The 19120-nt window shown below is 55.1% G+C and carries 16 protein-coding genes; 11 read left to right on the top strand and 5 right to left on the bottom strand.

All coding sequences use genetic code 11. From position 1 onward, the window contains the following. The first annotated feature begins 196 nt into the window (after positions 1-196). Genes fhuA through fhuB form a run of 4 tightly spaced genes read left to right on the top strand, consistent with a single transcriptional unit; the run spans position 197 to position 6116 of the window. Positions 197-2401, top strand: a complete 2205-nt coding sequence (gene fhuA / locus H7R76_RS19410) for a ferrichrome porin FhuA (RefSeq protein ID WP_182966171.1) — start codon at positions 197-199, stop codon at positions 2399-2401. A 48-nt stretch (positions 2402-2449) separates the two neighbouring features. Beyond that, a complete protein-coding gene (gene fhuC, locus H7R76_RS19405) occupies positions 2450-3247 on the top strand; it encodes a Fe3+-hydroxamate ABC transporter ATP-binding protein FhuC (RefSeq protein ID WP_182929438.1) in 798 nt (265 codons plus the stop codon). Beyond that, positions 3247-4137, top strand: a complete 891-nt coding sequence (gene fhuD, locus H7R76_RS19400; RefSeq protein WP_182966169.1) for a Fe(3+)-hydroxamate ABC transporter substrate-binding protein FhuD — start codon at positions 3247-3249, stop codon at positions 4135-4137. The genes fhuC and fhuD overlap by 1 nt, the downstream gene beginning before the upstream one ends. Beyond that, the gene (gene fhuB / locus H7R76_RS19395; protein ID WP_182966167.1) at positions 4134-6116 is read left to right on the top strand and encodes a Fe(3+)-hydroxamate ABC transporter permease FhuB; all 1983 of its coding nucleotides are present in this window, start codon (positions 4134-4136) and stop codon (positions 6114-6116) included. Before fhuD ends, fhuB begins: the two co-directional genes overlap by 4 nt. Positions 6117-6211: 95 nt before the next feature. Here fhuB and hemL read toward each other — a convergent pair whose 3' ends face one another. Next, complete coding sequence (gene hemL, locus H7R76_RS19390) at positions 6212-7492, bottom strand: glutamate-1-semialdehyde 2,1-aminomutase (RefSeq protein ID WP_106925529.1); 1281 nt, start codon at positions 7490-7492, stop codon at positions 6212-6214. Positions 7493-7660: 168 nt separating this feature from the next. Beyond that, positions 7661-8395, bottom strand: a complete 735-nt coding sequence (locus tag H7R76_RS19385) for a GntR family transcriptional regulator (protein WP_106925532.1) — start codon at positions 8393-8395, stop codon at positions 7661-7663. Positions 8396-8857: 462 nt separating this feature from the next. Between H7R76_RS19385 and tkt the strand changes: the two genes are divergently transcribed. The 6 genes from tkt (at position 8858) to erpA (ending at position 15190) form a co-directional block, all read left to right on the top strand. Next, positions 8858-10849, top strand: coding sequence for a transketolase (gene tkt, locus H7R76_RS19380; protein WP_182966165.1), 1992 nt, complete (start codon positions 8858-8860; stop codon positions 10847-10849). Positions 10850-10887: 38 nt separating this feature from the next. Next, complete coding sequence (locus H7R76_RS19375) at positions 10888-11352, top strand: PTS sugar transporter subunit IIA (RefSeq protein WP_106925536.1); 465 nt, start codon at positions 10888-10890, stop codon at positions 11350-11352. A 33-nt stretch (positions 11353-11385) separates the two neighbouring features. Continuing rightward, the gene (locus tag H7R76_RS19370; protein WP_106925538.1) at positions 11386-11658 is read left to right on the top strand and encodes a PTS sugar transporter subunit IIB; all 273 of its coding nucleotides are present in this window, start codon (positions 11386-11388) and stop codon (positions 11656-11658) included. A 40-nt stretch (positions 11659-11698) separates the two neighbouring features. Continuing rightward, entirely contained in the window at positions 11699-13066 is a 1368-nt protein-coding gene (ulaA, locus tag H7R76_RS19365) for a PTS ascorbate transporter subunit IIC (RefSeq protein WP_182966163.1), read from the top strand. Between the two features lie 278 nt (positions 13067-13344). After that, entirely contained in the window at positions 13345-14763 is a 1419-nt protein-coding gene (gene clcA / locus H7R76_RS19360; RefSeq protein WP_182966161.1) for a H(+)/Cl(-) exchange transporter ClcA, read from the top strand. 82 nt (positions 14764-14845) lie between these two features. After that, positions 14846-15190 (top strand): iron-sulfur cluster insertion protein ErpA, encoded by a 345-nt coding sequence (gene erpA, locus H7R76_RS19355; RefSeq protein WP_106925544.1) that lies wholly within the window; start codon positions 14846-14848, stop codon positions 15188-15190. A 158-nt stretch (positions 15191-15348) separates the two neighbouring features. Here erpA and H7R76_RS19350 read toward each other — a convergent pair whose 3' ends face one another. Genes H7R76_RS19350 through mtnN form a run of 3 tightly spaced genes read right to left on the bottom strand, consistent with a single transcriptional unit; the run spans position 15349 to position 17478 of the window. Next, the gene (locus H7R76_RS19350; protein ID WP_106925546.1) at positions 15349-15972 is read right to left on the bottom strand and encodes a TRIC cation channel family protein; all 624 of its coding nucleotides are present in this window, start codon (positions 15970-15972) and stop codon (positions 15349-15351) included. A gap of 14 nt (positions 15973-15986) precedes the next feature. Beyond that, entirely contained in the window at positions 15987-16787 is an 801-nt protein-coding gene (btuF, locus tag H7R76_RS19345) for a vitamin B12 ABC transporter substrate-binding protein BtuF (RefSeq protein WP_182929435.1), read from the bottom strand. Next, positions 16780-17478: a 5'-methylthioadenosine/S-adenosylhomocysteine nucleosidase gene (gene mtnN, locus H7R76_RS19340; protein ID WP_182929434.1), complete on the bottom strand. Its 699-nt coding sequence runs from the start codon at positions 17476-17478 to the stop codon at positions 16780-16782. Before mtnN ends, btuF begins: the two co-directional genes overlap by 8 nt. Before the next feature lie 97 nt (positions 17479-17575). On the opposite strand from mtnN, the gene dgt reads away from it, so the two are divergent. Further along, positions 17576-19090, top strand: a complete 1515-nt coding sequence (gene dgt, locus H7R76_RS19335; RefSeq protein ID WP_182929433.1) for a dGTPase — start codon at positions 17576-17578, stop codon at positions 19088-19090. The last annotated feature ends 30 nt before the right edge of the window (positions 19091-19120 follow it).

Raw genomic sequence — 19120 nt, 5'->3', positions numbered from 1 at the left:
GTTAATAACCGGGGCTTCTTTATTTCCAGTTTTTTTCTTTTTTTTAACCTCATTATTTCATCTGTTTATTTCTTAACCCCTTAATTCTGGTAGGGACTTATATCACTTGCTATGGGTCCGCTGCCTGTCCTATCATGTCTTGGTTATAATAATAATTCTCGTTTACGTTATCATTCACTTCATCAGAGATATACCAATGGCGCGTCTTAAAACTGCTCAGCCAAACCTCTCGCTGCGTAAACTCGCGGTCGTAGTAGCCACAGCGGTTAGCGGCATGTCTGTATACGCACAGGCAGCAGAACAACCGAAAGAAGAAACCATCACCGTTACCGCCGCACCGGCTGCGCAAGAAAGCGCCTGGGGCCCGGCACCGACCATCGCGGCAAAACGTTCCGCGACGGCGACGAAAACGGATACGCCAATTGAGAAAACGCCGCAGTCAGTGTCGGTGATTACCCGTCAGGAGCTGGATATGCGCCAGCCGACGACCGTCAAAGATGCGATGGCCTACACGCCGAGCGTTTTCTCTACTCGCGGTAGCTCTTCTACCTATGACGTGGTTTCGATTCGCGGCTTTACCGCGCCGACCACCGTTAACACCAACCAGTATCTGGATGGTATGAAACTGCAGGGCAATAACTACTCTGAAGTTTCCATGGACCCGTATTTCCTGGAACGCGTTGAAGTGATGCGCGGGCCAACTTCCGTGCTGTATGGCAACAGCAACCCGGGCGGCATCGTCAGCATGGTCAGCAAGCGTCCGACCACCGAGCCGCTGCGTGAAATTCAGTTCAAAATGGGTACCGATAATCTCTGGCAGACCGGTTTCGACTTCAGCGACGCGATCGATGATGCGGGCGTGTGGTCCTATCGTCTGACCGGCTTAGGCCGCAGCCAGAATACCCAGCAGGATATGGCCAAATCTAATCGCTACGCGATTGCGCCGTCCTTCAGCTGGCGCCCGGATGACAAAACCGATTTCACCTTCCTGAGCAATTTCCAGAGTGACCCGAACGCGGGCTACTATGGCTGGCTGCCGCGCGAAGGCACGGTTGTGCCGTACATTGATGCCAACGGTAACGCGCACAAGCTGCCGACCGACTTCAACGAAGGTGAGAAAAACAACAAAATGCAGCGCCGTCAGCAGATGGTGGGCTACAACTTCTCTCACGAATTCAACGATACCTTCACCGTGCGCCAGAACCTGCGCTATGACCAGGTCAAAACGCTGTACCGTTCTGTCTACGGTTATGGCTACAGCGCGCCGGGCAAAATCAACCGTCAGTACGTACGTTCTGATGAAGATATGAATGCCTTCACCGTCGATACTCAGCTGCAGTCCAACTTTGCCACCGGCGAGGTTGATCATGTGCTGCTGACCGGCGTTGACTACTCGCGTATGCGTAATGACGTTGACGCGCAGTATGGTTCCGCCAGCTCGCTGGATATGAACAATCCGCAGTATGGTAATGCGAACGTCGCGGTTAACTTTCCCTATGCGGTGCTTAACCGTATGGAGCAGACCGGCCTGTATGCGCAGGATCAGATGGAATGGGATAAATGGGTGCTGACGCTGGGCGGCCGCTATGACTATGCGACCACCTCAACGCTGACGCGTTCTTCCAATTCTCTGGCGCAGAATCACGACCAGCAGTTCACCTGGCGTGGCGGCATTAACTACCTGTTCGATAACGGTATCTCTCCGTACTTCAGCTACAGCGAATCTTTCGAACCGACCTCTGGCTCCACCAAAGAAGGTAAACCGTTCGATCCGTCGCGCGGTAAGCAGTATGAAGCGGGCGTGAAATACGTACCGAAAGATATGCCGGTGGTTCTGACCGCCGCGGTGTACCAGCTGACGAAGAACAAAAACCTGACCTCCGATCCGAACGATTCTACCGGCCTGTACAGCGTGCAGACGGGTGAAATTCGCTCCCGCGGTATCGAGCTGGAAGCGAAAGCGGCGGTTAACGAGAACATCAACGTAACGGCTGCCTACAGCTACAATGATGCGGAATACACTGAAGACACAATCTTCAAGGGCAAGCGCCCGGCGGAAGTACCGCGTAATCAGGCGTCTCTGTGGACCGACTACACCTTCTACGATACGGCCCTGAGCGGTCTGACCTTCGGCGCAGGCGTGCGTTACACCGGTTCTACCGTGAGCTACTACAAAAACGACGCGGCGAAGAAAAACGAAGCGTTTAGCGTAGCCGGTTACGCGGTGGCTGATGCGATGGTGAAATACGACCTTGGCCGCTTCGGCTTACCGGGATCGTCCGTCGCGGTTAACGTGAATAACCTGTTCGATCGTGACTACGTTTCCAGCTGCTATAGCGAATATGCATGCTACTGGGGCGCAGAACGTCAGGTTGTTGCAACCGCAACGTTCCGTTTCTAACCACCTCCAGGGCGCGGGCTTTCCGCGCCCTTTAACATGTTGACGGTTATGCAGGACAACACAATTCATTCTGATACGACCTTTTCTCTCGAACAGGTCGTTTTTCGCGTTCCCGGCCGTACGCTGCTTCATCCTCTCTCGTTAACCTTCCCTGCGGGCAAAGTCACCGGCCTTATCGGCCATAACGGTTCCGGCAAATCGACCCTGCTGAAAATGCTCGGCCGTCACCAGCCGCCGTCGGAAGGGGAGATCCTGCTCGACGGTCAGCCGCTGGCAAGCTGGAACAGCAAAGCGTTTGCCCGCAAGGTGGCCTATCTGCCTCAGCAACTGCCGCCCGCCGAAGGGATGACCGTACGTGAACTGGTAGCGATTGGTCGCTATCCGTGGCACGGCGCGCTGGGACGTTTTGGCGTGGCTGACAGAGAGAAAGTGGAAGAAGCGATTTCGCTGGTTGGCCTAAAACCGCTGGCGCATCGCCTGGTGGACAGTCTCTCCGGCGGCGAACGTCAGCGTGCGTGGATAGCCATGCTGGTGGCGCAGGACAGTCGCTGTCTGTTGCTCGATGAACCGACTTCGGCGCTGGATATTGCCCATCAGGTTGATGTGCTGGCGCTGGTGCATCGTCTGAGCCAGCAGCGCGGTCTGACGGTCGTTGCTGTCCTGCACGATATTAATATGGCGGCGCGCTACTGTGATTATCTGGTGGCGCTTCGCGGCGGTGAAATGATTGCTCAGGGCACGCCGGATGAACTGATGCGCAGCGACACGCTGGAGCAGATTTACGGCATTCCAATGGGCATTCTGCCGCATCCAGCCGGTGCTGCACCGGTAAGTTTTGTCTATTGATGGCTGATTCGAATGTGATAAACCGCCGCCGTTTTCTGGCGGCGATGGCGCTCTCGCCGCTGCTCTGGCAGATGCAAAAAGCGCAGGCTGCGCCGGTGAGTGCCGAACGTATCGTGGCGCTGGAGTGGCTGCCCGTCGAGCTGATGCTGGCGCTGGGCGTAACGCCCTACGGCGTGGCGGATATCCCCAACTACCGCATGTGGGTCAACGAACCGGTGCTGCCGGACTCGGTTATTGACGTCGGGCTGCGTACCGAACCTAATCTTGAACTGCTGACCCAGATGAAGCCCTCTATGCTGGTCTGGTCCGCAGGTTATGGCCCTTCACCGAAGATCCTCGCGCGAATTGCACCGGGCCGAAGCTTTGCCTTCAGCGACGGCAAACAGCCGCTGGAGCAAGCGCGCCGCTCGCTGCTGGAAATGGCAGAGCTGCTCAACAAGCAGGAGGTGGCCCATCGTCATCTGGCGGCGTTTGATGCCTATATCGATAGCCTGAAGCCACGTTTTGCACAGCGCGGCGAACGCCCTCTGCTGATGATGTCGCTGCTCGATTCTCGCCATATGCTGGTGTTTGGCCCGAACTGCCTGTTCCAGGAGATTCTTGACCGTCTGGGTGTCAAAAACGCCTGGCAGGGCGAAACTAATTTCTGGGGCAGCACGGTAGTCGGTATCGACAGGCTGGCGGCCTACAAAGACGTGGACGTTCTCTGCTTTGATCACGGCAATGAGGCCGATATGCGCCGCCTGGCCGCCACGCCGTTATGGCAGGCGATGCCATTTGTGCGCGCCAACCGCGTGCAGAATGTCCCGGCGGTGTGGTTCTATGGTGCGACGCTGTCGGCGATGAACTTCGCTCGCATCCTCGACAATGCATTAGGGGGCCAAGCGTGAAAACGACCCGCTCTCCTTTTGCCTCCATGTTGCTGCTGGCGCTATTTATCCTCGCGCTGGCGCTGACCTGGTTTAACTTCAACCTGGCGCTGCCCAACGCGCTTTGGTTCCAGGCAATGCGTCAGCCGGATATCAACGCCATTGACCAGATGCTGTTCCACTACAGCCTATTGCCTCGTCTGGCCATCTCTCTGTTGGTGGGGGCGGGTCTGGGGCTGGTGGGCGTTCTGTTCCAGCAGGTGCTGCGTAACCCGCTGGCTGAGCCAACGACGCTTGGCGTGGCAACCGGTGCCCAACTGGGGATGACGATAACCACGCTGTGGGCGATACCGGGCGTGCTGACTTCGCAGTTTGCCGCCCTGGCGGGCGCCTGTATTGTGGGGGCGCTGGTGTTTGGCGTGGCGTGGGGTAAACGTCTCTCGCCGGTGACGCTGATTCTGGCCGGGCTGGTGGTGAGCCTGTACTGCGGCGCAATCAACCAACTGATGGTGATTTTCCACCACGACCAGCTGCAAAGCATGTTCCTGTGGAGCACCGGGACGCTGACGCAGACCGACTGGAGCGTGGTACAGCGTCTGTGGCCGCAGCTGCTGGGCGGCGTGATGCTGACGCTGCTGTTGCTGCGCCCGTTAACGTTGATGGGCCTTGATGACGGCGTGGCGCGCAACCTGGGGCTGGCGCTGTCGCTGGCTCGTCTGGGCGCGCTGACGCTGGCTATCGTTATCAGTGCGTTCCTCGTCAATGCGGTGGGGATTATTGGCTTTATCGGCCTGTTTGCGCCGCTGCTGGCGAAGATGCTCGGCGCACGTCGTTTGCTTTCCCGACTGATGCTGGCACCGCTGATTGGCGCGCTGATTCTGTGGCTTTCTGACCAGCTTATTCTCTGGCTCAGCCGCGTGTGGATGGAAGTCTCTACCGGCTCCGTGACCGCACTGATTGGTGCACCGCTGTTGCTTTGGCTGTTACCGCGACTGCGTAGCATGAGCGCGCCGTCAATGAACGCCAGCGATAGCGTGGCAAATGAACGTCAGAACGTGCAGTGGTTTGCGCTGGGCGGTCTGGTGATTCTGCTGGCGGCGATGTTCGTTGCCCTGTCGCTGGGGCGCGATGCGCACAGTTGGCACTGGGCGAGCGGTACGCTGCTTGACGAACTGGCGCAGTGGCGCTGGCCGCGTATTGCGTCGGCGCTGATTGCGGGCGTGATGCTGGCGGTGGCGGGCTGTATTATTCAGCGTTTAACGGGTAACCCGATGGCGAGCCCGGAAGTGCTGGGGATAAGCTCCGGTGCGGCGTTCGGCGTGGTCTTGATGCTGTTTGTGGTGCCGGGCAACGCGTTTGGTTGGTTGCTACCCGCGGGGAGTCTGGGGGCGGCGGTGACGCTGCTGATTATCCTGATTGCCGCCGGGCGCGGTGGATTTTCGCCGCACCGCATGCTGCTGGCGGGGATGGCGCTCAGTACCGCATTCACCATGCTGCTGATGATGCTGCAAGCGAGCGGTGACCCACGTATGGCGCAGATCCTGACGTGGATCTCCGGTTCAACCTATAACGCGACCGGTGAGCAGGTGGTGCAGTCGGCTATCGCGATGGTGATTTTACTGCTGCTGGTGCCGCTGTGCCGTCGCTGGTTAACCATTCTGCCGCTGGGCGGTGAGACGGCGCGGTCTATCGGGATGGCGCTCTCTCCGGCACGTATTGGTCTGCTACTACTGGCGGCGTGCCTGACGGCGGCGGCTACGCTGACCATCGGGCCGCTAAGCTTTGTCGGGCTGATGGCACCGCATATTGCGCGCATGATGGGCTTCCGTCGAACGATGCCGCATATTGTGATTTCCGCGCTAATCGGGGGGCTGATGCTGGTGTTTGCCGACTGGTGTGGACGCATGCTGATGTTCCCGTATCAGGTGCCAGCGGGGCTGCTGTCGACCTTTATCGGTGCGCCGTACTTTATCTATCTGTTGAGAAAGCAGAGCCGTTAAAAAGCCGGATGACGCATGCGCTTATCCGGCCTACAGATTGTGCGATTCACGTAGGCCGGGTAAGGCGAAGCCGCCACCCGGCATGTGTCGCTAAATTACAGCTTCGCAAACACCCGACGCGCCGCGTCAATGGTGTTATCAATATCTTCTTCGCTGTGGGCGATGGACATAAAGCCTGCCTCAAACGCCGACGGCGCCAGATACACGCCTTCGTCCAGCATCAGATGGAAGAAACGCTTAAAGCGCTCAACGTCGCATTTCAGTACGTCCTGATAGCAGGTCACTTCTTTGGCATCGGTGAAGAAAATGCCGAACATGCCGCCGACGTTATTCACCACCAGCGGAATACCAGTATCCTGTGCGGCATCCAGCAGGCCCTGTGCCAGTTGGTTGGTCAGCTCGGTCAGCGTCTCGTGTACGCCCGGCTGCGCCACTTCGGTCAGACAGGCAAAGCCTGCCGCCATCGCGATTGGGTTACCGGAAAGCGTACCCGCTTGATACACCGGGCCGGTTGGCGCCAGGGCGTCCATTACGTCGCGACGGCCACCAAACGCCCCGACCGGCATCCCGCCGCCGATGATTTTGCCCAGGCAGGTCAGGTCCGGCACGACGTCGTAGTAGGACTGCGCGCCAGCCAGCGCTACGCGGAAACCGGTCATCACTTCGTCAATAATCAGCAGTGCGCCAAATTCATCGCACAGCGCGCGCAGGCCCGGCAGGAATTCCGGCTGCGGTGGAATGCAGTTCATGTTGCCGGCAACCGGTTCAACGATGATGCAGGCAATTTCCTGCGGGAACTGCTCGAACGCGGCGCGCACGGAAGCGAGGTCGTTGTAGGTGCAGGTCAGCGTATGTTTGGCGAAATCAGCCGGTACGCCAGGTGAGTTTGGCTGGCCGAGGGTCAGCGCGCCGGAGCCCGCTTTCACCAGCAGGCAATCGGCGTGACCGTGGTAGCAGCCTTCGAATTTGATGATTTTGTCACGGCCGGTAAAACCGCGCGCCAGACGAATGGCGCTCATGGTGGCTTCGGTACCGGAGTTCACCATACGTACCATGTCCATGGTGGGCACCAGTTCAGTCACCAGCTTCGCCATGGTCACTTCCATTTCGGTCGGCGCGCCGAAGCTCAGCCCGCGCGAGGCGGCTTCAATAACCGCATTACGGATAGCCGGGTGGTTATGACCCAGCACCATCGGCCCCCAGGAACCGACGTAATCGATATAGGCTTTGCCGTCGACGTCATACAGATAGGCGCCGTCCGCACGTTCGATAAACAGCGGTGTACCGCCGACGCCGGTGAAGGCGCGGACCGGTGAGTTGACGCCGCCGGGGATAAGTTCACGCGCTGCGCTATAGAGATGTTCAGATTTGCTCATGGCCAGGATCCTGGTTCGTGAAAAATGTTTTGTTGGCTATTCTAAATTATTCCGTAGAGGTTATGAAATTTTTGCCCATTGTGGCGTGAATGTTGAGCAAGAGAAATGATATAGGCTGTTTTTTTATCAGCCGTGATGAGGGTGAGGTAGAGCTGAAAATGACCCGCCTTATGAGCGGGTTGAGTTTTGTCTCAGTGGAAAAATACGCGTGTTGATGATGGCAATATTGACTTCGCAAGGGGTGCCGTCATCCAGGTAAACGGTCTCATCAAGCTCCAGAACGGAGTCATTCTCTTTGAGATTCAATAAATTAAGGATGTCTTCGTCAACCAGGTTGATAGCCGTTAAATTTTGATCGCGGCGCTGGACCTTTTTACCTGTGATGCTTTCGATATAACTATATTTTGATATTTCGAGCTGGCTTAATTCCATGCTGGTAAACATATTAACCGGCAGATGGATATGCTCAAGGGCGACGGGAATATCGTCAAAACACATCAGGCGTAAAATTTTATAGATCTGATCGCTATTTTTTATCCGTAATGATTGGGCGATTTCCGGTGAAGGCACTTTCATTATGCTGAATTTAATGACTTTTCTGACGCCTTTATGGCCGCTCTTCTGCGCCTGAAAATCAAAAGGCGACAGGGCGTGGAATCTGCCGGAATGGTTGCTTTTACCAATGGCGCCAACGAATAAACCGGAGCCTTTCACGCGATAAATCCGCTGCTGCTCGATCAACAGGCGCGTGGCCTCGCGCACCGTGGCGCGCGTGATGCCGATATTTTTAGCAATAGCAATCTCTGTGTCCAGTTTATCCCCTGGCAAAAGGCCATCGGTCTTTATCTTTCTGAGAATGTAATCGACTACCTCTTTTTGCTTCTCTGTAATGCCATCAACCATCGACTTTTTCCTAACCAATGTGGGCGATAACGCCGCTGGATCCTGTTTACATGTATGCCTGACTTTGTTTTCGGTCGACCAGACAGTTAACGTCATATTGTGAGCAAGTTAACGAATTTGAGTGAACAAACGCCACATCTCAATAAAATGCATTTTTGCATATTGTATCTGGACACGTCTATGTGCATCATCAAGATGACTAGACAAATAAAACATGTATAGACTTATGTTGAAAGGCGTAAAGATGCAGTAATAATGAATTTTTTTAAATTAATGCATTGTATTTTAATGTTTATTTTGTTTCTGATTGCCGAAGGAGATTTCAAACCGCGTTGAACCTTATGGCGGAGTGATACAACGATAAAATCTAAGGTTTCTTTCGACATGTCTATTCATGCTGGCGTGGGGAAAACCCCAAAAGCGTTATTGTTGAACGTAAAATCCAGGTAAAAAGAGAGACGTATGAGCAACAGAAAATTAGCGAATGCCATTCGAATTCTGAGCGTTGATGCGATTCAGAAAGCCAACTCCGGCCATCCGGGCGCACCGATGGGTATGGCTGATATTGCCGAGGTCGTATGGCGTCATCACCTTCGCCATAACCCAAAAAACCCGCAGTGGTTTAACCGCGATCGCTATGTGCAGTCGAATGGTCATGGCTCCATGCTGATTTATTCTCTGCTGCACCTCACAGGCTATGACCTGAGCATGAATGACATCCGTGAATTCCGTCAGCTTCACTCTCGTACGCCTGGACACCCGGAGTATGGCTACACGCCTGGCATTGAAACCACCACCGGCCCGTTGGGGCAAGGGGTAGCAAACGCCGTCGGAATGGCCATTGCCGAAAAAGCGCTGGCTGCCGAATTCAATAAGCCTGGGTTTGAGATCGTCGATCACTACACCTGGCTGTTCATGGGTGATGGCTGCCTAATGGAGGGGATCTCCCATGAAGTATGTAGCCTGGCCGGAACGTTAGGGTTGGGTAATCTGATTGCCGTCTGGGACGATAATGGCATCTCTATCGACGGGCACGTTGAAGGCTGGTTCGCTGAAGATACCGCAGCCCGCTTCCGCGCCTATGGCTGGCACGTGATTGAAGGTATTGATGGTCACGACCCGCAGGCGATTGACGCTGCCGTTCGTGAAGCCAAACAGGTCAGCGATAAACCGAGCCTGCTGTGCTGTAAAACCATCATTGGTTTCGGCTCGCCGAATAAAGCAGACAGTCATGAATGCCATGGTTCAGCGCTGGGGGCCGATGAAGTCGCCCTGGTGCGTGAGCGCCTCGAGTGGCCGTATCCGCCGTTTGAAATTCCTGACGATGTGTATGCTGCCTGGGATGCGACCGAAAAAGGGGCTCAGGATGAGCAAGCATGGGACGCGCTGTTTGCTGATTATGCACTGCAATGGCCTGAGCTGGCGGCCGAGTTTTTGCGCTGTATGAAGGGCGAACTGCCTACGCAGTGGGCCGAAAAAATGCAGTTGTACATCGACGAGCTACAGGCTAATCCGGCGTCGCTGGCAACGCGACAGGTGAGTCAGAACTGCTTAAATTTTTTCGCCGGTATGATGCCTGAGTTGATGGGCGGGTCTGCGGATCTTTCGCCGTCTAACCTGACCAGGCATCAGAAGTCTATCGATTTTACCGCCGAGCATGGAGCGGGGAATTATCTCTCTTATGGCGTTCGTGAATTTGGCATGTCAGCCATCATGAATGGCCTGGCGCTGCACGGTGGGTTTATCCCTTACGGCGGTACTTTCCTGATGTTTATGGAATATGCCCGCAATGCGCTGCGTATGGCGGCGCTGATGAAGATTCGTTCCATCTTTGTTTATACCCACGACACCATTGGCTTGGGTGAAGATGGTCCGACTCACCAGCCGGTTGAGCAGTTGGCTTCGCTGCGCCTGACGCCGAATATGGAAACCTGGCGCGGGTGCGATCAGGTGGAAGTGGCGGTCTCCTGGCAGCAGGCGATTGAACGTCAGGACGGCCCATCGGCCTTAGTGCTGACTCGCCAACCGCTTGAACAGCAGGCTCGCAGCGCTGAACAACTTAACAATATTGCTCGTGGCGGCTATGTGCTGGTCGAGTGCGATGGCGAACCTGAGCTGATCCTGATATCTGCAGGTTCAGAGGTCGCCTTGGCGGTTGCCGCCGCCCGTACGTTGCAGCAGGAAGGCCACCAGATTCGCGTGGTTTCTATGCCGTGTACTGAACGCTTTGATAAGCAAGATGAAGCCTACAGAGAGTCCGTATTGCCGAAGCACGTGCGTAACCGTCTGGCGATAGAGGCCAGCATTGAAGGGTTCTGGCAGCGCTACACCGGGCTGGATGGGAAGGTTATCGGCATGGACTCCTTTGGTGAATCTGCGCCAGCGAGCGTCCTGTTTAAATACTTTGGCTTTACGAAAGAGAATGTGACTGAAACTGCCCGTCGCATGCTCTAGTCACCCATTTTTATCATCAAGAACGATAGGTAATATCCATGCCAACATTATCCAACTGGCTGAATAAAAACAAAGTTCAGTATGTTCAATCGGTAAGTGACTGGAAAGAGGCGATCCAGATTGCGGGTCGCCCGCTGCTGGATGAAGGGGCGATTTCACCGGTCTATATCGATTCGATTATCAAACAAAAAGAAGAGATCGGCCCCTACTTCGTGATTGCTCCGCGCATCGCAATGCCGCATACGCGGCCAGAACAGGGCGCGATGGCGCTGGGGCTCTCCATCGTCAAACTGGGGCAGGCGGTTGAGTTCAATTCAGAAGAGAACGATCCGGTGGACGCGATTTTCATGTTCTCCGCTCCGGACAGCAATAGCCACATTGAAATGATTTCGCAGCTCGCCGAAGTGCTGTCAGATGATGAGGTGATGCAGCAGATTTTTAATACGCAAACTACAGAAGAATTGCAGGCGATTTTACTCGGTGAAACGTCGTCTTCTTGTTAATGACACCCCAATCGTAAAAATATGAGGTCTACTATGAAAATTATGGCGGTATGTGGTTCAGGTCTGGGTAGCAGTTTTATGATGGAAATGAACATCAAAAAGGTTCTCAAAAAAATCAATATCACTGCGGACGTTGAACACTCTGATTTAGGTTCCGTAACGCCTGACGTGGCCGATGTTTTCGTTATGGCGAAAGATATTGCCTTCAGCGCTAACTTACCGGCAGATAAAGTTATTGTGATTAATAACATTATCGACCTGAACGAAATTGAACAAAAAATAAAAGACTATTTTGATCAGCAATAATTAAGTCGGGCAAGAAAAATACCCTGCGACAGAGGTTAATATGTTTGTTCAAAACGTTTTACAGCTTATTGTTGATATCCTGAAGGTGCCATCAATCCTTGTCGGGCTGGTGGCGCTGTTCGGCTTGGTTGCACAAAAAAAATCCTTCCCTGATGTCATTAAAGGGACCGTCAAAACGATACTGGGATTCCTGGTATTATCCGGAGGCGCTTTAGTTCTGGTCGGCTCGCTATCGCCGTTAGGTGATATCTTCAAGCAGGCCTTTGATGTGCAGGGTATTATTCCGAACAATGAGGCGATGGTCTCTATTGCGCTGGAAAAATATGGCGCGCCAACCACGCTTATTATGGCGTTCGGTATGGTCGCGAACATTGTGGTCGCCAGATTCACCCGTTTAAAATATATCTATCTGTCCGGGCATGTGACCTTCTACATGGCCTGTATGGTGGCCATTATTCTGTCGGTAGCCGGCTTCGAAGGCGTTCAGCTTATTTATACGGGTTCGCTGGCACTCGGCATGTTAATGGGCTTCTTCCCGGCCATTGCTCAACCTTATATGCGTAAAATTATTGGTAATGACCAGGTTGCTCTGGCGCATACCGGTACGGTTGGCTACGTGCTTTCTGGGTGGATCGGTTCTGTCGTCGGTAACGGTTCTAAATCTACCGAAGAGATGAACATGCCTAAGAACCTGAGCTTCTTGCGCGATAGCACGATCTCTATCTCTCTGACGATGATGATCATTTATCTGGTCCTGTCGATTTCTGCAGGTAAAGAGTACGTCGAAAGCAACTTTAGCCACGGTCAGAACTACCTGGTGTACTCCTTTATTCAGGCAATCACCTTTGCTGCTGGGGTATTTATTATCCTGCAGGGTGTGCGTTTAATTCTGGCGGAGATCGTTCCGGCATTTACCGGTTTCTCCGAGCGCCTGGTGCCTAACGCACGTCCGGCGCTGGACTGTCCAATCGTCTTCCCGTATGCGCCGAACGCGGTGTTAGTCGGCTTTATCTCAAGTTTTGTCGGTGGCCTGGTGGGGCTGTTCATCCTTGGGCAGCTCAAGTGGGTACTGATTCTGCCGGGCGTCGTCCCTCACTTCTTCTGTGGGGCAACGGCTGGGGTATTCGGTAATGCGACCGGCGGTAAACGCGGCGCGATTCTCGGTGCTTTCGCCCACGGTATTCTGATTACTTTCTTACCGGTCGCGCTGATTCCAGTGCTGGGGGCGCTGGGCTTAACCAACACCACCTTCTCCGATACCGACTTCGGCGTGGTGGGGATTATTCTTGGCAACATGGCGCGCTTTATGACGCCAGGCACCATCACCATGACGATTACCGGTATTTTCGCTCTGCTGGTGGCTTACAATTTCCTCGTGAAAAAGAAGCCTGAGCCCGTAGAAGAGTAAGGTACTACACAACATAAAACATGCCTCCGCCGGGAGGCATGTTGACGATAGCTCCTTCTTACCAGACGCAGAGATCCTGACACCAGGGACGTCACCGGTCAGGTCCGTTCAAACAATCTTCTGCGCCACTTTCTCTCTATTCGTACTAACCTGTGATGAACTAAGTTTTTACCCCGTTGCAACAAAGCATTCGTAGCGCAATTTTTTCGCGACGTAGCGCACAGGCTTGGGTAAAATGCCCTCCCTTCCTATTTGTATTACCAATTAGTGATGACGGTATGAAAGCAGAAATACCCCCTTTAGAGGCACAGCGGATAGTGCATAAACGTCGCCGCGATGTGGTGCGTAAATTACTGAACCGCGATAAAACACCGCTGATGGTGCTGCTGATGTCCGCCGTAGTCGGCACGCTTGTTGGGGTGGTTGGCGTGGCGTTCGAACATGCGGTCAGTTGGGTGCAGAACGTGCGCATTGGCACGCTGGCACAGGTGGCCGATCGCTGGTTTATCGTCTGGCCGCTGGCGTTTATTCTTTCGGCACTGCTGGCGATGCTGGGCTATTGGCTGGTGCGTCGCTTTGCCCAGGAAGCCGGTGGTTCCGGTATTCCGGAAATAGAGGGCGCGCTGGAAGAATTGCGCCCGGTACGCTGGTGGCGCGTGCTGCCGGTAAAATTTGTCGGCGGCATGGGCACGCTCGGCGCTGGCATGGTGCTGGGGCGTGAAGGGCCAACGGTGCAGATTGGCGGCAATCTGGGGCGCATGGTGGGGGATATCTTCCGCCAGCGCGGTGAAGAAGCGCGCCATACATTATTGGCAACCGGCGCAGCGGCGGGGCTCTCGGCGGCGTTTAACGCGCCGCTGGCGGGCATTTTGTTCATTATTGAAGAGATGCGCCCGCAGTTTCGCTACAGCCTGATCTCGATTAAAGCCGTGTTTACCGGCGTGATTATGTCGAGCATCGTATTCCGCATCTTCAACGGTGAAACGCCGGTGATTGAGGTGGGCAAGCTGACCAATGCGCCGGTTAACACTCTGTGGCTGTATATGGTGCTAGGGATCGTCTTTGGCTGCTTCGGGCCGCTGTTTAATACCCTGGTGCTGAAAACTCAGGACATGTTCTTCCGCATTCACGGTGGGAATATTAAAAAGTGGGTGCTGATTGGCGGTCTGATCGGCGGCGGCTGCGGCGTGCTGGGGCTGATGCAACCGGCGGCGGCGGGGGGCGGATTTAACCTGATCCCGATTGCCGCGGCGGGCAACTATACCATCGGTGCGCTGCTGTTCCTGTTTATCGCCCGCGTGGTGACCACATTGCTGTGTTTCTCCTCCGGCGCTCCGGGCGGGATTTTTGCGCCCATGCTGGCGCTGGGCACGCTATTGGGCACGGCGTTTGGTACGGCGGCAGCGAGTCTGTTCCCGACCTATCATCTGGATGCGGGCACTTTTGCGATTGCCGGCATGGGGGCGCTTCTGGCGGCCTCGGTACGCGCGCCGTTAACCGGTATTGTGCTGGTGCTGGAGATGACCGATAACTATCAGCTCATTTTGCCAATGATTATTACCGGACTCGGTGCCACGCTATTAGCCCAGTTCCTCGGCGGGCAGCCGCTGTATGCGACCATTCTGGCGCGTACGCTGGCAAAACAAGAAGCAGAGCAAGAGGCGAAAGCTCGGCAGGCGGCCCCGGAGAATACTTGAACGATTTACCAGGGTATTAGATAATGACCCAAAGAGTCGGGTTAATAATTGCCCAGACTAGCTGTAGTAATGGGAGCATAAAATGAGTGATGACGTAGCGCTGCCGCTGGAGTTTACCGACGCCGCAGCCAAAAAAGTAAAAGTCCTGATTGCGGATGAAGAGAATCCAAACCTGAAGCTGCGCGTGTATATCACGGGCGGCGGCTGCAGCGGCTTCCAGTATGGCTTTACCTTTGACGATCAGATCAACGAAGGCGACATGACCATCGAAAAACAGGGCGTAGGCCTGGTGGTTGATCCGATGAGCCTGCAGTATCTGGTGGGCGGTTCCGTCGACTACACCGAAGGGCTGGAAGGTTCACGTTTTATCGTGACCAACCCGAACGCAACCAGCACCTGCGGCTGCGGTTCTTCCTTCAGCATCTGATGAGTCTCTGGTGCAATGCCGGTCACGTTGTAGGCCGAATAAGCAAAGCGCCATCCGGCAGATTCTGCGCAGGTTGCCGGATGGCGGCGTAAACGCCTTATCCGGCCTACCGTGATAGCCTACCTTGCGGTAGGCTATTTTGTTTTATGCATCTGGGGTTAGCGCCCGTTATCGTCCAGTGCGAAGGTCGGCAGCTTCAGGTGCCAGCGAATGGCCGCCAGGCGAATGGCCAGCGTGACCACCATCCCCATCATACTGGCGTTCTCCAGCGGCACGTCGAAGGTGTAGTAGGCCGTCGCGTGGACAATCCCGCCAATAATGCACGCCGTGGCGTAGATTTCGGTGCGCAGGATCATCGGCACTTCGCGCGCCAGCACGTCACGGATGATCCCCCCGCCGACGCCGGTCACCACGCCCATGCAGATGGCAACCAGCGGCCCGGAGTGGGCGAGGAAGGCTTTATTCACGCCGATACCGACGAACACCGCCAGCCCGACGGCGTCGAGCACCGGCAGCACCCATTTCGGCAGACGGCGCGGCTGGCGCACCAGTACGATGGTTAACATACAGGTGACCATTGCCACGACCAGGTCGGTGGGATCTTTTACCCAAAACACCGGGCCGTTAGCGAGCGCCATATCGCGAATGGTGCCGCCGCCGACGGCGGTGACCACGCCGAGCACCAGTACGCCGAACGGGTCCATGCGCAGCTTTCCTGCCAGTAATACGCCAGAAACGGCGAAAACCATGGTGCCAACAATATCCAGCCAGTAAACAAGCATGACCAATTATCCCGTTAATGAACCTGCTCCAGCGCAGTACAGAGTTGTTTTGCGGCAAGGATAATACGTGGGCTCGCGCGTTCAAACCAGTCACTATTCAGCGGAATGACCGGGACTGTGAGCTGGCTAGCCCAGTACTGCTGAATTTTCGGAATTTGACTCTCGTCTCCGGCGGCAACAATCGCCTGCGGCTGACGGGTCAACACCTGCTCGCGGCTGACCTGTGGCCAGGCGACGCGGCTGTCGGCAAAAACGTTCTGCCCACCGCAAATTTCCAGTACCTGGTTTTGAATCGCATTTTTATTACTGGTGAAAATCGGGTTAAAGCCGAACTGCATGAACACGCGTTTTTTCGGCGCGCTGGCGTATTGAGCCTTCAGCTGCGTGTAGTCGTGTAATAAGTCGGCGGCAGCCTGTTCGGCTTTTTGCGGCTGCGGGCTCCACTTTGCCAGCGCGCGCAGCGCGTCGGCAATATCTTCAATACGGTGTGAATCAATCCACAGTACGGTGATGCCCAGCGAGCGCAGCTGATTGACCTGTCGCTCGGCGTTGCCTTCCTTCCACGCCAGCACGACGTCGGGGTGCAGCGCAACGATACGCTCAAGGTTGATACCCTGCCACGAGGCGACCTGTTCAATCTGCTTGGCGGCCGCGGGATAGTCTGACCAGGCGCTGACGCCAACGGGGACGATCCCAGCGGCGAAGGCCAGTTCGGTATTGGCTGGGGAGAGAGAGATAACCCGCGGCGCGGCAGTTAGCCACGCCGGGGCGCTAAACAGCAGGGCCAGCAGCCCGGTGAGAAGCCGCTTAGCCACGCGCCAGCTTCTGCACCAGCGCTTCAACCATCAGGGTTGACTGTTTAGCCGCGACGGCCAGGAACTCGTCAAAGCTGAGGTGAGACTCTTTGTCTGCCACGTCGGAGATGGCGCGCACCACCACGAACGGCACGGCAAAGCTGTGACACACGTGGGCAATTGCGGTCGCTTCCATTTCAACGGCAATCGCTTGTGGGAAGTTGCGGCGGATTTTTGCCAGCCCTTCGGCACCGTTAATGAAGGCATCGCCGCTGACAATCAGGCCGCGAACGGCGTTCAGATCCAGCGCCTTAATGCAGGATTGCGCCGCGGTAATCAGTTTTTCGTCGGCTTTAAACGCTGCCGGGCAACCGGCCATTTGCCCAATTTCGTAGCCGAATGCGGTGACGTCGGCATCATGGTAGCGCGCTTCGTCGGAGACCACGATATCGCCCACTTTCAGCGTCGGCGCCAGGCCACCCGCAGAACCGGTGTTGATCACCACGTCCGGCTGGCAGCGCTCCAGCAGCAGGGCGGCACCCATCGCGGCAGCCACTTTACCAATGCCTGACTTCAGTAGCGCAACGTCAACGCCGTTCAACTGACCGGTGTAGATTTCGCTACCGCCGAGGGTGATAGTTTGACGATTTTCGATTTTGTCACGCAGCAGCGTCACTTCTTCTTCCATTGCGCCAATAATGCCGATTTTCATAGATTTACTCGCGATATGCCATGTTTAAAGGCATAGTTTATCATGCGGTTCGACGGAAGCGCATGTCTTGTAATGAGTGGCTCGCGATGGAGAGGCTATGGCTAAGATTGATTTTCGCAACAAAATTAACTGGCGTCGGCGCTATCGCTCACCGCAGGGCGCGGGCTCGGAGCATGAAATTCTGCGCATTTTTGAAAGCGACCGTGGGCGCATTATTAACTCGCCCGCCATTCGCCGCCTGCAGCAGAAAACCCAGGTGTTCCCGCTGGAACGCAACGCTGCCGTCCGCACGCGCCTGACCCACTCGATGGAGGTGCAGCAGGTGGGGCGCTATATCGCCAAAGAGATCCTCAGCCGCCTGAAAGAGAAAAAGCTGCTGGCTGCCTACGGGCTCGACGAGCTGACCGGGCCGTTTGAGAGCGTGGTTGAAATGGCCTGTCTGATGCACGATATCGGCAACCCGCCGTTCGGCCACTTTGGCGAAGCGGCGATCAACGATTGGTTCAGCCAGCGTCTGGCGCCGAAAGACGCGCTGGGCCAGCCGCTCAGCCACGACCGCTGTGAGGTGGTCAGCCTGCGGCTGCGCGAGGGGGAAGAGGCGCTGAACGGGCTTCGCCGTAAGGTGCGCCAGGATTTATGTCACTTCGAGGGCAACGCGCAGGGCATTCGCCTGGTACACACCTTAATGCGCATGAATCTGACCTGGGCGCAGGTGGGGTGCATTTTGAAATACACCCGCCCGGCCTGGTGGGCGGGCGAGACGCCGGCGACCCACAGTTATTTAATGAAAAAACCGGGCTACTACCTGGCTGAAGAACAGTATATTGCGCGCTTACGTAAAGAACTTGATTTAGCGCCTTACAATCGCTTTCCATTAACCTGGATTATGGAAGCGGCCGATGATATTTCTTATTGTGTCGCTGACCTTGAAGATGCGGTAGAAAAACGCATCTTTAGCGTTGAGCAGCTGTATCAGCATTTATACGATGCCTGGTCGGATCATGCTAAAGGCTCACTGTTCGCACAGGTGGTGGAAAATGCCTGGGATAAATCGCGCGCCAATTCATTAAGCCGCAGTGCTGAAGATCAGTTCTTTATGTATTTACGGGTCAATACGCTAAATAAATTGGTGCCCTATGCGGCACAGCGGTTTATTGATAATTTGTCGCAGATTTATACCGGTGATTTTAATCACGCGCTGCTGGAAGATGAAAGTAGCTATAGTAAATTGTTGGATGTTTATAAAAATGTTGCGAGAAAACATGTCTTTAGTCATCCTGAGGTCGAGCAGCTTGAATTACAGGGCTACCGCGTTATTGGCGGGTTACTGGATATCTATGGGCCGTTGCTTAAATTATCCTTAAGCGATTTCAGCGAACTGGTAGAACAGGAAAGAGTCCGTCACTTGCCGATTGAGTCACGGCTTTTCTGCAAACTTTCAACCCGCCATCGTTTAGCCTATGTTGAGGCGGTAAACAAAATTCCGCGCGAGAGCGTGGAGTTCCCGGTGATGGAATATTATTATCGCTGTCGCCTGTTGCAGGATTATATCAGCGGTATGACCGATCTCTACGCATGGGATGAATATCGACGGCTGATGGCGGTAGAATAATCAGAAGTTTTGTAAAGGCGCTCAATAAAT

The sequence above is a fragment of the Klebsiella sp. WP8-S18-ESBL-06 genome (assembly GCF_014169755.1).
Classification (GTDB): domain Bacteria; phylum Pseudomonadota; class Gammaproteobacteria; order Enterobacterales; family Enterobacteriaceae; genus Kluyvera; species Kluyvera ascorbata_B.
The sequence above is the reverse complement of the archived record's forward strand: the minus strand, read 5'-3'. Positions and strand labels throughout refer to the sequence as shown.